This window comes from Serratia sp. TSA_130.1 (assembly GCF_052691795.1).
The window spans coordinates 131461-145850 of sequence record NZ_JBQZFS010000002.1 but is presented as its reverse complement, the minus strand read 5'-3'; the positions used below and the strand labels follow the sequence as shown (position 1 = coordinate 145850).

Below are 14390 nucleotides of genomic sequence, written 5' to 3'. Positions count from 1 at the left end.
GTTCTGATGCATAAAGAAAGGTCGGGCAATGCCCGACCTTTTTGCATGTTAAGACGAGGATTACGCCGTCTGCGTCTGCGTTTTGCGTGCCACCAGGCGACGCAGGGTGACGTAGAACACCGGCGTCAGGAACAGCCCGAACAGCGTGACCCCCAGCATGCCGGAGAACACCGTGATGCCGGTGACGCCGCGCACTTCGGCGCCGGCGCCGTGGCCGAGGATCAGCGGGATGGTGCCGGCGATGAAGGCGATGGAGGTCATCACGATCGGTCGCAACCGCAGGCGACAGGCTTCCAGCGCTGCCTCGACGATGCCTTTGCCCTGCATTTCCAGCTCGCGGGCGAACTCGACGATCAGAATAGCGTTCTTGCAGGCCAGCCCCATCAGAACGACCAACCCGACCTGCACGAACACGTTGTTGTCGCCGCCGGTCAACCATACGCCGAACAGCGCCGACAGCATGGTCATCGGCACGATCAGGATCACCGCCAGCGGCAGCGTCCAGCTTTCATACAGCGCCGCCAGCGCGAGGAACGCCAGCAGCACCGCGACCGGGAACACCACCAGCGCGGCGTTGCCCTGGGTCGATTGCTGGTAGCTCAGATCGGTCCACTGGATGTTCATGCCGTTCGGCAACAGCTTGTCGGCCATTTGCGTCAGTGCGCTCATCGCCTGGGTAGAGGAGAGGACGCGCGGATCGGCGTCGCCGATCAGGTCCGCCGCCGGGAAACCGTTGTAGCGGATCACCGGATCCGGGCCGTAGGTCGTGCCGATGCTGACCATACTGCCGATCGGCACCATTTCGCCTTTGTCGTTGCGGGTACGCAGGTTGGCGATGTCTTCCACGCTGTCGCGGAACTGGCCGTCGGCCTGCGCCATCACCTTCCAGGTGCGGCCGTAACGGTTAAAGTCGTTGATGTAAGACGAACCGAGGTAAGTCTGCAGCGTGCTGAACAGCGCATTGAGCGGCACCCCCTGAGCTTTGGCCTTGTCGCGATCGATTTTGGCGTCCAGCTGCGGCACGTTGGCCTGATAAGAGGAGATCGGGAAGCCCATGCCCGGCGTTTGCATAATGGCGCCGGACATCGTGTTGATCGCGGTCTGCAGCGCGCCGTAACCCAGCCCGCCGCGATCCTGCACGTACAGCGAATAGCCGGAACCCTGGCCGATGCCGAGGATCGGCGGCGGCATGATCGAGAAGGCGAAACCTTCCTGGATCTGCGAAATGCGCGCGTTGATCTCGGCGTTGATCTGCGCCGCGGTGCGGGTACGGGTGCTCAATGACTCCAGCGCGAAGAACACCGTGCCGGTATTGGGCGTATTGGTGAACTGCAGCGCGTTCAGGCCGGGGAAGGCCACCGCATCGGTGACGCCGTCCACGCTCAGGCCGATGGCGCTCATCTTGCGGATCACCGCATCGGTGCGCTCCAGCGAGGCGCCTTCCGGCATCTTCACGCCGCCAATCAGATACAGCTTGTCCTGCGTCGGGATAAAGCCGCCCGGCACGGTCTTGAACATCACCCCAGCGGCGACCAGCAGCAGCAGGTAGACGACGAACACTGCGCCGCGTCGGCCCAGCACGCGGGATACCCCGTGCTGATAACGCTGCGAGCCGCTGGCGAAGAAGCGGTTGAACGGCCGGAACAGCCAGCCGAACAGCCGGTCGATCAGGCGCGACGGCAGATCTTTCGGCGCGCCGTGCGGCTTCAGCAAGCGCGCCGCCAGCGCCGGCGACAGGGTCAGCGAGTTGATGGCGGAGATCACCGTCGAGATGGCGATGGTGACGGCGAACTGTTTGTAGAACTGGCCGGTAACGCCCGAGAGGAACGCCATCGGCACAAACACCGCGCACAGCACCACGGCGATGGCGATGATCGGGCCGGAGACCTCGCGCATCGCCTGGTGCGCCGCCGCCAGCGGCGACAGCCCTTCTTCGATGTTGCGCTCGACGTTCTCCACCACCACGATGGCGTCATCCACCACGATGCCGATCGCCAGCACCAGCCCGAACAGGCTGAGGGTGTTGAGCGAGAAGCCGAGCAGATACAGCGCGGCGAAGGTGCCGACCACGGAGATCGGTACCGCCAACAGCGGAATGATCGAGGCGCGCCAGGTCTGCAGGAACAGAATGACCACCAGCACCACCAGGATCACCGCTTCCAGCAGGGTATCCACCACCGCGCGGATTGAATCGCGCACGAACACCGTCGGATCGTACGGCGATTTCCAGCTCATGCCGTCCGGGAAGCGGGTCGCCAGCTCGGCCATCTTGCCGCGCACCGCATCCGACAGCTCGATGGCGTTGGCGCCCGGCGACTGGAAGATGCCGATGCCGACCGCATCCTTGTTATTGAGCTGGGCGCGCAGCGCGTAGCTGCCGGAACCCATTTCGATGCGCGCCACGTCGCGCAGCCGCACGATCTCGCCGTTATCGCCGCTCTTGAGAATGATGTTGCCGAACTCTTCTTCGGTTTGCAGGCGGCCCTGGGCGTTGATCGACAGCAGATAGTCGCTGCGCGTCGGCATCGGCTCCGCGCCGAGCTGGCCGGCGGAGACCTGCACGTTCTGCTCCTGCATGGCGCTCACCACGTCGGAGGCGGTCAGCCCGCGCGCGGCGACCTTGTTCGGATCGAGCCAGATGCGCATTGCGTATTCGCCGGCGCCGAAGATCTGCACCTGGCCGACGCCCGGCAGGCGGGCCAGTTCATCCTTGACCTTCAGGGTGGCGTAGTTGCGCAGGTACAGCGAGTCGTACTTGCCGGAAGGCGATACCAGATGCACCACCAGCGTCAGCGCCGGAGACTGTTTCTGGGTAGTGATGCCCTGGCGGCGCACATCTTCCGGCAGGCGCGCTTCGGCCTGCGCCACGCGGTTTTGCACCTGTACCTGCGCCTGATCGGGATCGGTGCCCGGGCGGAAGGTGACGGTGGTCACCAGCACGCCGTCGGAGCCGGCGACCGATTTCATGTACATCATGTTTTCGACACCGTTGATCGCTTCTTCCAGCGGCGTCGCCACCGTTTCAGCAATCTCTTTCGGGTTGGCGCCCGGGTATTCGGCGCGCACCTGCACGCTGGGCGGCACCACGTCCGGGTACTCGCTGATCGGCAGCAGCGGAATGGCGATCACCCCGGCGACAAAAATCAGTATCGACAGCACCGCGGCGAAGATCGGCCGGTCGATGAAAAAACGGGAAAAGTCCATGGGTCAGAATTCTCTGCTGGGAGCTTAGTTAAGGGCGGAGGCGGTGGTGGTCATGGCGACGCTTTTCGCGTCGACCGGCATGCCCGGCATAAACACTTTCTGCATGCCGTCGACGATCACCCGATCGCCGTTCACCAGGCCTTTTTGCACAATGCGCAATCCTTCGGCCATCCGGCCCACGTCGATGTCGCGGCGCTGCGCCTTGCCGTCTTTATCGACGATGTAAACGAACTTGCGGTTCTGATCGGTCATCACCGCTTTGTCGTCGATCAGCATGGCGTTGAACTCGGCGCTGCCGGGCATCTGCACGCGGGCGAACAGCCCCGGCGTGAAGCGGCGATCGCGGTTGTCGAGCAGGGCGCGCATGCGGATGGTGCCGGTACCGGCGTTCAACTGGTTGTCGGTGAAGTCCACCAGCCCCTGATGCGGAGTGCCGTCTTCGCCCACCAGGCCCACCTTCACCGGCAGGCGCGCGTCGTGTCGGCCCTGCTGCTGATAGCGCAGGAAGGTCGCCTCATCCACGTCGAAATAGACGTAAACCTTATCGAGCGATACCAGCGTCGTCAGCACGCTGGCGCTGTCGCCGGCGGTGACCAGGTTGCCGGCGGTGATCATCGCGCGGCTGGCGCGCCCGTCGATCGGGGCGGTGACGCGGGTAAAGTCGAGATTAAGCTGCGCCATATCGAGCTGGGCCTGCGCCGCCAGCACGTTGCTTTGCGCCTGCGCGGCGGACGAACGGCGCTGTTCCCACACCTCTTGCGAGATGGCCTGAGTGCCGATCAGTTTCTCGGTTCGCGAAGATTCGCTGCGCGCGAGGGCTGCCTGATTGCGCGCCCGCACCAGCTCCGCCTGCGCCTGTTCGCGCGCGGCGCGGTAGGTGCGATCGTCAATGATGAACAGCACCTGGCCTTTCTTCACCTCGTCGCCTTCGGTGTAGTTGACCCGCTCGATGTAGCCGGAAACCCGCGGGCGCAGCTGTACGCTTTGCACTGCTTCGACCCGGCCATTGAACGCATCCCACTGGCTGATCGGTTTGACCACCACGCTGGCGGCGCTGACCACCGGCGGCGGTGGCGGGGCGTTGTGCGCGACGCTGTTGTCACACCCGGCGAGCAGGGCGGCCAGCAGCGCCACCCCGGAGAGCCGCTGGCCCAGAGCGAAGGCGCGCGTGCGGCCGCCGGCGTTGAACGATGAGTTTGGTTGATTTGGCATTATTTTTATTCCGATAAGTAAGCGCTGTCTGGCCCCATACCCAGCCCTGTTTTCCGGGCTTTTCCCTTCATGCCGGCGTTCGACGGAAGGGGCGCCGCGCTTTGTCATGGCGCAACGTTAGGTTTTGAAACATATTGGTGTCACATTAATGTATCAATATCGGTTACATTAATTGGGTGGAGTATAGAGGCGGCTTTCTGGTAAATGCAATAATAAAAATTGCATTTAAAGCGAAACTGTTGCAACGTATGCGCACTGGGCAGAGGGGGACCCTGCCGACATGATGGGAGCATCAGCATGAACACGACGGGTTTCATTACCGATTTGAAGACGTGGATCGACAACAATCTGGAAGAAAAACTGGATATCAACACCGTAGCGGACCGCGCGGGCTACTCCAAATGGCATCTGCAGCGCATGTTCAAGCGCCAGACCGGCTATGCGTTGGGGGAGTATATCCGCATGCAAAAACTGAAGGTGTCGGCGGAGCGCCTGGCCAACAGCGGCGAACCGATCGTCAGCGTGGCGATCTCGCTCGGCTTCGACTCACAGCAGTCGTTCAACCGCAGCTTCAAACGCCAGTTCGGCCAAACGCCGGGGGACTGGCGCCGCGCACTGGCGCAGCCGACGGCGGTGAGATGCACGCACCACTGAGCGGTTTGGCAGTGGGAATAAAAAAGCCTGAATTTGCGTTCGGGCTTTTTTTATGGCGGTGAGGGAGGGATAGATTCGCTGCGCTCACCCTGCGGTCCGCCGTTGGCGGTCCAAAACGCAGGCGTTTTGTCGAACCCTGTCGAGGGTTCTCACCCTCCCTGTCAGTGCGCTATGCATACAAAAAAGCCTGAACTTTCGCTCAGGCTTTCTCGTTAGAATATGGCGGTGAGGGAGGGATTGATTCGCTACGCTCACCCTGCGGGCCGCCGTTGGCGGTCCAAAACGCGAGCGTTTTGTCGAACCCTGTCGAGGATTCTCCCCCTCCCGGTCGATGCGCTATGCAAACAAAAAAGCCTGAACTTTCGCTCAGGCTTTCTCGTTAGAATATGGCGGTGAGGGAGGGATTCGAACCCTCGATACACTTTCGCGTATACACACTTTCCAGGCGTGCTCCTTCAGCCACTCGGACACCTCACCATATTTTTTTGTTGCGAAATCATCGCTGCAACGGGGCGCTACTATAGGGAGTGGGGCCGATCCGGTCAAGAATAATTTCTGTGTTTTTGCTTGTCCGCTCAAGCCGTGTTCACTTTGTTGAAAACTGCGGCGAACTACACGTCAGAAGTCATGAAAGGGCGAGAAAATCAGAGAGACGGTTCGAGGAGAACCGAGAAAAAGGGGAACCTCGGCAGCGTAAGGCGGGAGGCGTTCGCGGCGGGCCGCCGTTGGCGGTCCAAAACGCAGGCGTTTTGTCGAACCCTGTCGAGGCTTCTCACCCCTCTCGGCGGTGCACCATGCAAAAAAAAGCCTGGACGCGAATCCAGGCTTTCTTTTTAAATTTGGCGGTGAGAGAGGGCTTGATTCGCTGCGCTCACCCTGCGGGCCGCCGTTGGCGGTCCAAAACGCAGGCGTTTTGTCGAACCCTGTCGAGGCTTCTCGCCCCTCTCGGCGGTGCACCATGCAAAAAAAAAAGCCTGGACGCGAATCCAGGCTTTCTTTTTAAATTTGGCGGTGAGAGAGGGCTTGATTCGCTGCGCTCACCCTACGGGCCGCCGTTGGCGGTCCAAAACGCGGGCGTTTTGTCGAACCCTGTCGAGGCTTCTCACCCCTCTCGGCGGTGCACCATGCAAAAAAAAAGCCTGGACGCGAATCCAGGCTTTCTCTTTGAATTTGGCGGTGAGAGAGGGGTTCGAACCCTCGATACACTTTCGCGTATACACACTTTCCAGGCGTGCTCCTTCAGCCACTCAGACACCTCACCGTTTTGTTGCCGATAACGCCTTGCGCTGTCGACGGGCGCTAATGTAGGAGAATCTGATCTCAGCGTCAACCCTCTTATTTCATTCTCATGACTGTTTAGCCAAACTTGCAGCAATTTGCTGATTTACCGAACGATATCCTGACTCTCGGCCGCCGGCGGACAGGGCGGCAGCGAGCAAAATGCGTGAAAGCCGATTGTTTGACTTTTTTCTGTACAGATAGCTCAATATCTCGCCATTGAGGTTGGGTTGTTTGCTGTTATATGCATTAATACTGGATTATTAGTCAGATGTGTCGCTAAATGGAATCATGTCGGCGCGGCGTTTTTGGCAAGGAACATCACGTCGCCGCGCAGATTGCCGGTTGACAGGCCGGCGATACCGCAGACAGGGACAGACTCATTACATAATAATGCAGTAGAGGTTCGTTTTGACTCCTTCAGATGCCATGCCGGCGCCGCAAGCGCGCCATGCCATTCCCCCCGGCGCGGGGGCGCTGTTCTTCATCCAGATCTTCGCCACGCTGGGTTTCGCCGTGCTCTATTCCACGCTGGTGCTGTACGCCACCAAGCGATTGGGTTTCAACGAAAGCAGCGCCAATGCCATGATGGGCGTGTTCGGCGCCTTCAACTATGGCCTGCACATGTTCGGCGGCTATCTCGGCGGCCGTTTCCTCAGCAACCGCAACCTGTTCGTGCTCGGTATGGTGCTGCAGGTGTTCGGCTGCGCGCTGATTGCCGTCGCGGGCGTGTGGGGGTTGTACTGGGGGTTGGCGATGTTCCTGACCGGCAGCGGTCTCAACGTGACCTGCATCAATATGATGCTCACCCAGCGTTTCAAACCGGACGATGATCGGCGCGAATCGGCGTTCCTGTGGAATTACGCCGGCATGAACCTCGGGTTCTTCGTTGGCTTTACCGTGGCCGGGTATTTCCAACTGACGGAAAATTATCGCGCGCTGTTCCTGTTCGCCACGCTGGGCAACGCGGCGGCGATCATCGTCGCCGTCTGTCGCTGGCGCATTCTGGCCGATCTCAATACGCCGCTCCACGACGCCAGCCGCAGCCAATACCGCTGGCGCATGCTGGTCGGGTTGGCGGTGCTGGTGGCGCTGGTGCCGATTATCCGCGTGATGCTGACCCATGCCGAGTTCAGCGGCCATTTCGTGATCGTGCTCGGCGCGCTGATCTTCCTGATGCTGTGCGTCGTGACGCTGCGCCACCATCCGCGCGATGAGCGCCGCAGAATGGCGGCCTATCTGATCCTGGCGCTGGGGTCGCTGGTGTTCTGGGCGCTGTATCAGCTGGCGCCGATGGGGCTGATGCTATTCTCCGAGCACAACATCAATCTGAACGTTTACGGCATTCAGGTGGCGCCGCAGTGGATCCAGAACATCAACACGCTGGTGATCGTGGTGGGCGGCCCGCTGCTGGCCTGGTGGTTCAACCGCCTGCGCGCTCGCGGCTGCAACATCGACATTCCGCTGCAGTTCTCCGGATCGCTGTTTTGCATCGGGCTCGGCATGCTGGTATTGCCGCTGGGCATCAGCATGGCGGGCGGCGACGGGCTGGTGGCGTTTAAATGGATCGTCATCAGCTATGTGCTGCAAAGCGTCGGTGAATTGATGATCTCGCCGATCGGTTACGCGATGATCGGCAAGCTGGCGCCGCCGCGCTATCAGGGCGTGATGATGGGCTGCTGGATGATGGTGACCGGCGTCGCTTCGGTGTTGGCGGGCTACGTATCCGGCCTGATGCCGGAAAATAGCGGCAGCACGCCGCTGCAAACCAATCCCGGCTACAGCGAAATCTTCAGCGCGCTGGGTTGGGGGGCGACGGGCGTCGGCGTGGCGATGCTGATTTTAATTCCGCTGTTGCGGCGTCTTATCCGGCGCGACGGCGCGTCTGCCGCCTGATTTTGTGCACATGCACAACAGCCCCACTGGTCGGGGCTGTTTTTATTTTGGGCTTTAACGCTTGCATCCGGCGATGAATCGCGGAAGGCTGAAGGAAAACCAATAAAAACAAACGGGAGCCCGCAGTATGAACATCATCTATTACCATCCCTTATTTAACGCCCAGGAATGGCTGACCGGCATCAAGCAACGCCTGCCGCAGGCCGAGATCCGCGAATGGCAGCGCGGCGACGAGCGGCCGGCGGATTACGCGCTGGTATGGCGCCCGCCGCACGAGATGTTAGCCAACCGCCGCGATCTGAAAGCGGTGTTCGCCCTCGGCGCTGGCGTCGACGCCATTCTCGATCAGGAGCGCAAACACCCCGGCACGCTGCCCGCCGGTGTGCCGCTGCTGCGGCTGGAGGATACCGGCATGGCGCAGCAGATGCAGGAATATGCGCTGAGCTATGTGCTGCGCTATTTCCGCCGTTTCGACGAGTATCAGGCGTTGCAGCAGCGGCAGGAATGGCAGCCGCTCGATCCGCACTCGCTGGATGATTTCACCATCGGCATCCTAGGCGCCGGCGTGCTGGGGCAGAGCGTGGCGCGTAAGCTGACCGAGTTTGGCTTTAGCGTGCGCTGCTGGAGCCGCAGCGCCAAACAGATTGACGGCGTGCAAAGCTTCGCTGGGGAGGCGCAGCGCGCGGCCTTCCTCGACGGCGTCAAACTGCTGATCAACCTGCTGCCCAATACGCCGGAGACCGTTGGCATCCTCAACCGCGAGCTGTTCGCACAGTTGAGCGCGGGCGCCTACCTCATCAACATCGCGCGCGGCGCGCACCTGGTGGAAGCCGATCTGCTGGCGGCGTTGGAACAGGGGCAACTGGCCGCCGCCACGCTGGACGTGTTCGCCCGCGAGCCGCTGCCGCAGGATCACCCGTTCTGGCGTCATCCGCGTGTCACCATTACCCCGCATATTGCTGCCATCACGTTGCCGCAGCAGGCGATGGATCAGATCGCCGCCAACATTCGCGCGCTGGAGGCGGGGCATACCCCTGCCGGCGTGGTCGACAGGCAACGGGGGTACTGATCCTTCAGCCGCCGTTCGGTAACTGATAAGCTGACACCGTCATCGCGCCCGCCCGCACCGCTGCGGGCAGGCCCTCTGGAAGGAGAAACAATGTATCCCGTTGATTTGCATATGCACACCGTCGCCAGCACGCACGCTTACAGCACGCTGCACGATTACATCGCCGAAGCCCGGCAGAAGGGCATCCAGCTGTTCGCCATCACCGATCACGGCCCGGACATGGCCGATGCGCCGCACTACTGGCACTTTATGAACATGCACGTTTGGCCGCGCCGGGTGAACGGCGTGGGCATTTTGCGCGGTATCGAAGCCAACATCAAAAACCTGCAGGGCGATATCGACTGCACCGGCCCGATGCTGACGGCCACCGACGTGATCATCGCCGGTTTCCATGAGCCGGTGTTTGCGCCGCAGGATAAAGCGTCCAATACTGAAGCGATGATCGCCGCGATGGCGCAGGGGGACGTGCATATCATCAGCCACCCCGGCAACCCGCGTTATCCGATCGACATTCCCGCCGTCGCGGCGGCGGCGGCCAAATACGAGGTGGCGCTGGAGCTGAATAACTCGTCGTTCACCCACTCCCGCAAGGGCAGCGAGGCCAACTGTCGGGCGATCGCCGCCGCGGTGCGCGACGCCGGCGGCTGGCTGGCGCTGGGTTCGGATTCGCACGTCGCCTTTTCGCTGGGTAACTTTGAGCACTGCGAACGCATCATCGACGAGGTGGGCTTCCCGCAGGAGCGCATTCTCAACGTCAGCCCGCGCCGGTTGCTGGACTTTCTCGAACGGCGCGGCAAGCCGGCGATTGCGGAATTGGCCGATTTGTGACATCGTCCCGGCAAAATTTTCCGTATTGTATAAGGCCTTATCATGAATGAGTTTTCCATTGTCTGCCGCGTGCTGGGTACGCTGTTCTACCGCCAGCCGCAGGATCCGCTGTTGGTGCCGCTGTTCGCGCTGATTAAAGAGGGCAAGCTGCAGCAGCACTGGCCGCTGGAGCAGGATGACCTGCTGAAGCGCCTGCAGCAGGGCGGCGACGTCAACCAGCTGGCGACCGACTTCAACGCGATGTTCGTCGGCAGCGAGTGCAGCGTGTCGCCGTTCCGCTCCGACTACGTTGAAGGCGCCAGCGAGGCGGAAGTGCGCACCTTCCTGCAGCAGCGCGGCATGCCGCTGGCGGAGGCCCCGGCCGACCATTTCGGCCAGCTGCTGCTGGCGGCGTCCTGGCTGGAAGATCAGTCGCAGGAAGATGAAGCGCAGGCGCAGATCGCCCTGTTCGACGAGTTCCTGCTGCCGTGGTGCGGCCGCTTCCTCGGTAAAGTGGAAGCGCACGCCACCACCGGTTTCTACCGCACGCTGGCGTTGATGACCCGCGATGCCCTCCAGGCGATGCGCGACGAGCTGGCCGAGTACGAGCAGGACGACGAAGCGGGCGACGAAGACGCGTAACGTCGCAGCCATCCAGGCGGGCCGCCCGGCCCGCTAAACACAGGTTTGCATCCCCCAGACGTAAATTGACAAAAGATCCCCTAATCTGGCGGTTTACCGTCGGTTCGGCCGCGCCTGCGCGCCGCGTTTTCTCACGCAAGGGGTAGATGATGAAAAGTAACTGGATGCAGCAGATTCAAACGTTGATCGGGCAGAAGGCCGGCGCGATGGGCGGGGCAGAAGGCATCGGCAAACTGCTGGCGCCCACGGCGCTGGGCGGCCTGGTCGGCGTGCTGTTGGCCAACAAATCTTCGCGCAAGCTGGTGGGTAAGTTCGGCAAGAATGCGCTGATTATCGGCGGCAGCGCGGCGGTGGGCGCGGTGCTGTGGAATAAGTACAAGCAGCGGGTGAAAGAGACCCATCAGGACGAACCGCAGTTCGGTTTGCAAACCACGCCGGTGGATCTGCGCGCCAAGCGTTTGGTGCAGGCGCTGGTGTTCGCCGCCAAGAGTGACGGCCATATCGATGCCGACGAGCAGCGCGCCATCGATCACAGCCTGGCGCAACTGCAGGTGGGGGAAGAGGCGCAGGGCTGGGTGCAGGAAGCGCTCGACCAGCCGCTCAACCCGGCGTTAATCGCCCGCAGCGTGCAAAACGAAGACGAGGCGCTGGAGGTTTATTACCTGAGTTGCCTGGTAATCGACGTCGATCACTTTATGGAGCGCGGCTATCTTGATGCGCTGGCGCAGGCGCTGAAGATCCCGGCGGACGTCAAACAGGGCATCGAGAGCGACGTCAACGAGAAAAAGCGCGAGCTGGCATAGCGCCGCTTGGCAAGCCGGGGGGAATCGTGTCACTCTTGCCGCAATCTATGTAAGCGGATGATTTAGCAATGATGACCCCACCGAAAGCGGAAAAACGGCCTTATCCCATCACTATCCACGGCGATACGCGCGTGGATGACTACTACTGGCTGCGCGACGATGAGCGCGCAGACCGTCAGGTGCTGGACTACCTGCAGGCGGAGAACGCCTACACCGATGCGATGTTGAAGCCGCAGCAGACGCTGCGCGAAGCCCTGTACGAAGAGATGGTGGCGCGCATCCCGCAGCAGGAACATTCGGTGCCTTACGTGCGCCACGGCTATCGCTATCAGACGCGCTACGAGCCGGGCAACGAATACGCGATTTATGTGCGCCAGCCGCAGGCCGAGAGCGAGCAGTGGGATGTGCTTATCGACGGCAACCAACGCGCCGAGAACCACGAGTTTTACACCCTGGGCGGGCTGGACGTCAGCCCCGACAATCAGCGTCTGGGGGTGGCGGAGGATTTCCTGTCGCGCCGCCAGTATGACATTCGTTTCAAGAATCTGGCCGACGGCAGCTGGGCCGACGAAGTGCTGGAAAACACCTCAGGCAGCTTCGAGTGGGCCAACGATTCCTCGACGGTGTACTACGTGCGCAAGCACGCCAAGACGCTGTTGCCGTATCAGGTTTATCGCCACGTAGTCGGCAGCGATCCGCAGCAGGACGAGCTGATTTACGAAGAGCAGGACGACACCTTCTACGTCGGGCTGGAGAAGACCACCTCCGAGCGCTTTATCCTGATCCATCTGAGCAGCACCACCACCTCTGAGATCCTGCTGCTGGACGCCGATCGCGCGGACGCCAAGCCGCAGCTGTTCGTGCCGCGCCGCAAGGATCACGAGTACGCCATCGATCACTATCACCAGCATTTCTACATCCGCTCCAACAAGGACGGCAAGAACTTCGGCCTGTACCAAAGCGAACAGGCGGACGAAGCGCAGTGGCAGACGCTGATCGCCCCCCGCGCCGACGTGATGCTGGAGGGCTTCAGCCTGTTCCGCGACTGGCTGGTGGTGGAGGAGCGCAGCGCCGGCCTGACGCTGCTGCGCCAGATCCACTGGCAAAGCGGCGAAGAGAAGCGCATCGCCTTCGACGATCCGACTTACACCACCTGGCTGGCGTATAACCCGGATCCAGAAACCGCGCTGCTGCGCTACGGCTATTCGTCGATGACCACCCCGACCACGCTGTACGAGCTGAACATGGACAGCGGCGAGCGGACGATGCTCAAACAGCAGGAAGTGAAGAATTTCACGCCGGAAAACTACCGCAGCGAGCGGGTGTGGGTGAAGGCGCGCGACGGCGTCGAGGTGCCGGTTTCGCTGGTGTATCGCCAGGACAGCTTCCAGCGCGGCGCCAACCCGCTGATGGTGTATGGCTACGGCTCTTACGGCAGCAGCATGGATCCAGCGTTCAGCGCCAGCCGCCTGAGCCTGCTGGATCGCGGTGTCGTGTTCGCGCTGGCGCACATTCGCGGCGGCGGCGAGCTGGGGCAACTGTGGTATGAAGACGGCAAGCTGTTCAACAAGCAGAACACCTTCAACGACTTTATCGACGTGACCGAAACGCTGGTCGCCCAAGGGTACGGCGACGGCAAGCGAGTGTTCGCGATGGGCGGCAGCGCGGGCGGCCTGCTGATGGGCGCGGTGATCAACCAGGCGCCGCAGCTGTTCCACGGCGTGGTGGCGCAGGTGCCGTTCGTCGACGTGGTGACCACCATGCTGGATGAGTCCATTCCGCTGACCACCGGCGAATACGACGAGTGGGGCAACCCGAACGAGCAGGCCTATTACGACTACATCAAGCAGTACAGCCCGTACGATCAGGTGAAAGCGCAGGAGTATCCGCATCTGCTGGTGACCACCGGCCTGCACGATTCGCAGGTGCAGTATTGGGAGCCGGCCAAGTGGGTGGCCAAGCTGCGCGAGCTGAAAACCGACGATCGACAACTGCTGCTGTATACCGACATGGATGCCGGCCACGGCGGCAAATCCGGCCGCTTCAAGGCCTATGAGGATATTGCGTTGGAGTACGCCTTCATTCTGGCGCTGGCGGAATAACGGCGTGCGGCGGGCGGCCTGCGCCGCCCGCTGTGTTAGCCAATCAGATAGTATCTCAGCGTGTGTTTCATGTCCGGGCTCAGATCGTCGATGGATTTCAGCATCCAGCGCAGATAGCCGGGGTCTTCCTGGGCGATGCGGTCGATCTCCTGCCCGCGATACTTGCCGAACTTGAACTTCTTCAGCAGCACCGGCTGTTCGGTGATCTGCACCATTTGCTCCGGCGTCCAGCCCGAATCCTTGATGATGCGTTGCAGCAGCGCGGCGGTGACGTAGCAGTCATACAGCGCGCGGTGCGGGTACAGCGTGGCGTCCGCCGGTAGCTGCACATCCAGGTTCAGCGCATAGCGCAGATACTGATTGCCGTACTTGATGTCCGGATACAGCGTGCGCGCCAGCTTGAGGGTACAGATCCAGGCGCCGTTCATCTCCGGCAGCACACCGCGATCGAAAGCGGCGTTGTGCGCCACGTAGTAGGGGCTGCCCTGATAGCGGCCGATCGCCACCGCGATGCGCGGTTTACCTTCCACCATTTGTTCGGTGATGTGATGAATCGCCATCGCGTCGAGGCTGATGGGGCGATCCGGGCTGACCAGATCGCTCATCGGGTTGGCCAATTGACCGTCGAGCAGATCGAGGGAGGCCACTTCCACCACGCCGCCGTCCAGCCCGCAGGTCTCGGTATCTATTACGCGTAACGTCATGTTTTCCTCCGCGTTGCCG

The 14390-nt window shown here is 61.6% G+C and carries 10 protein-coding genes, 2 tRNA genes and 3 other RNA genes; 7 read left to right on the top strand and 8 right to left on the bottom strand.

Annotated features, from left to right (window positions below; genetic code table 11):
• Positions 1-60: 60 nt before the first annotated feature.
• Complete coding sequence (sdeB, locus tag ACUTQY_RS07380) at positions 61-3204, bottom strand: multidrug efflux RND transporter permease subunit SdeB (protein ID WP_046686866.1); 3144 nt, start codon at positions 3202-3204, stop codon at positions 61-63.
• A 24-nt stretch (positions 3205-3228) separates the two neighbouring features.
• The gene (gene sdeA / locus ACUTQY_RS07375) at positions 3229-4416 is read right to left on the bottom strand and encodes a multidrug efflux RND transporter periplasmic adaptor subunit SdeA (RefSeq protein ID WP_033642705.1); all 1188 of its coding nucleotides are present in this window, start codon (positions 4414-4416) and stop codon (positions 3229-3231) included.
• Between the two features lie 297 nt (positions 4417-4713).
• Here sdeA and ACUTQY_RS07370 point away from each other — a divergent pair, with 297 nt between their 5' ends.
• Positions 4714-5070, top strand: a complete 357-nt coding sequence (locus ACUTQY_RS07370) for a helix-turn-helix domain-containing protein (protein WP_033642706.1) — start codon at positions 4714-4716, stop codon at positions 5068-5070.
• Positions 5071-5123: 53 nt separating this feature from the next.
• On the opposite strand, the gene ACUTQY_RS07365 is transcribed toward ACUTQY_RS07370, so the two are convergent.
• The 5 genes from ACUTQY_RS07365 to ACUTQY_RS07345 all read right to left on the bottom strand — a co-directional run bounded on the left by ACUTQY_RS07365 (position 5124) and on the right by ACUTQY_RS07345 (position 6331).
• Positions 5124-5243: non-coding RNA, RtT sRNA (locus tag ACUTQY_RS07365), on the bottom strand.
• A gap of 47 nt (positions 5244-5290) precedes the next feature.
• Positions 5291-5410: non-coding RNA, RtT sRNA (locus ACUTQY_RS07360), on the bottom strand.
• A 47-nt stretch (positions 5411-5457) separates the two neighbouring features.
• Positions 5458-5547, bottom strand: a tRNA-Ser gene (locus ACUTQY_RS07355).
• Positions 5548-6076: 529 nt separating this feature from the next.
• A non-coding RNA gene (locus ACUTQY_RS07350) (RtT sRNA) lies at positions 6077-6197 on the bottom strand.
• A 44-nt stretch (positions 6198-6241) separates the two neighbouring features.
• A tRNA-Ser gene (locus ACUTQY_RS07345) sits at positions 6242-6331 on the bottom strand.
• 446 nt (positions 6332-6777) lie between these two features.
• Between ACUTQY_RS07345 and ACUTQY_RS07340 the strand changes: the two genes are divergently transcribed.
• From ACUTQY_RS07340 to ACUTQY_RS07315, 6 genes are all read left to right on the top strand, one after another.
• The gene (locus tag ACUTQY_RS07340; protein WP_046686867.1) at positions 6778-8244 is read left to right on the top strand and encodes a peptide MFS transporter; all 1467 of its coding nucleotides are present in this window, start codon (positions 6778-6780) and stop codon (positions 8242-8244) included.
• 127 nt (positions 8245-8371) lie between these two features.
• Entirely contained in the window at positions 8372-9313 is a 942-nt protein-coding gene (gene ghrA, locus ACUTQY_RS07335) for a glyoxylate/hydroxypyruvate reductase GhrA (protein WP_046686868.1), read from the top strand.
• Between the two features lie 90 nt (positions 9314-9403).
• A complete protein-coding gene (locus tag ACUTQY_RS07330) occupies positions 9404-10141 on the top strand; it encodes a phosphatase (protein WP_122004076.1) in 738 nt (245 codons plus the stop codon).
• A 42-nt stretch (positions 10142-10183) separates the two neighbouring features.
• The gene (locus ACUTQY_RS07325; RefSeq protein ID WP_046686870.1) at positions 10184-10762 is read left to right on the top strand and encodes a TorD/DmsD family molecular chaperone; all 579 of its coding nucleotides are present in this window, start codon (positions 10184-10186) and stop codon (positions 10760-10762) included.
• A 149-nt stretch (positions 10763-10911) separates the two neighbouring features.
• Positions 10912-11565, top strand: coding sequence for a tellurite resistance TerB family protein (locus tag ACUTQY_RS07320; protein ID WP_033642711.1), 654 nt, complete (start codon positions 10912-10914; stop codon positions 11563-11565).
• A gap of 68 nt (positions 11566-11633) precedes the next feature.
• Positions 11634-13667 carry a S9 family peptidase gene (locus ACUTQY_RS07315; protein WP_046686871.1) on the top strand — a complete coding sequence of 678 codons (2034 nt, stop codon included), beginning with the start codon at positions 11634-11636 and terminating at the stop codon, positions 13665-13667.
• Between the two features lie 35 nt (positions 13668-13702).
• On the opposite strand, the gene exoX is transcribed toward ACUTQY_RS07315, so the two are convergent.
• Positions 13703-14371, bottom strand: coding sequence for an exodeoxyribonuclease X (gene exoX / locus ACUTQY_RS07310; RefSeq protein WP_046686872.1), 669 nt, complete (start codon positions 14369-14371; stop codon positions 13703-13705).
• Between the last annotated feature and the right edge of the window lie 19 nt (positions 14372-14390).

What these genes read in the sequence shown, in the direction of transcription:
- sdeB (WP_046686866.1), bottom strand. Translation starts at nt 3,204, where the DNA reads ATGGACTTTTCCCGTTTTTTCATCGACCGGCCGATCTTCGCCGCGGTG.
- sdeA (WP_033642705.1), bottom strand. Translation starts at nt 4,416, where the DNA reads ATGCCAAATCAACCAAACTCATCGTTCAACGCCGGCGGCCGCACGCGC.
- ACUTQY_RS07370 (WP_033642706.1), top strand. Translation starts at nt 4,714, where the DNA reads ATGAACACGACGGGTTTCATTACCGATTTGAAGACGTGGATCGACAAC.
- ACUTQY_RS07340 (WP_046686867.1), top strand. Translation starts at nt 6,778, where the DNA reads ATGCCGGCGCCGCAAGCGCGCCATGCCATTCCCCCCGGCGCGGGGGCG.
- ghrA (WP_046686868.1), top strand. Translation starts at nt 8,372, where the DNA reads ATGAACATCATCTATTACCATCCCTTATTTAACGCCCAGGAATGGCTG.
- ACUTQY_RS07330 (WP_122004076.1), top strand. Translation starts at nt 9,404, where the DNA reads ATGTATCCCGTTGATTTGCATATGCACACCGTCGCCAGCACGCACGCT.
- ACUTQY_RS07325 (WP_046686870.1), top strand. Translation starts at nt 10,184, where the DNA reads ATGAATGAGTTTTCCATTGTCTGCCGCGTGCTGGGTACGCTGTTCTAC.
- ACUTQY_RS07320 (WP_033642711.1), top strand. Translation starts at nt 10,912, where the DNA reads ATGAAAAGTAACTGGATGCAGCAGATTCAAACGTTGATCGGGCAGAAG.
- ACUTQY_RS07315 (WP_046686871.1), top strand. Translation starts at nt 11,634, where the DNA reads ATGATGACCCCACCGAAAGCGGAAAAACGGCCTTATCCCATCACTATC.
- exoX (WP_046686872.1), bottom strand. Translation starts at nt 14,371, where the DNA reads ATGACGTTACGCGTAATAGATACCGAGACCTGCGGGCTGGACGGCGGC.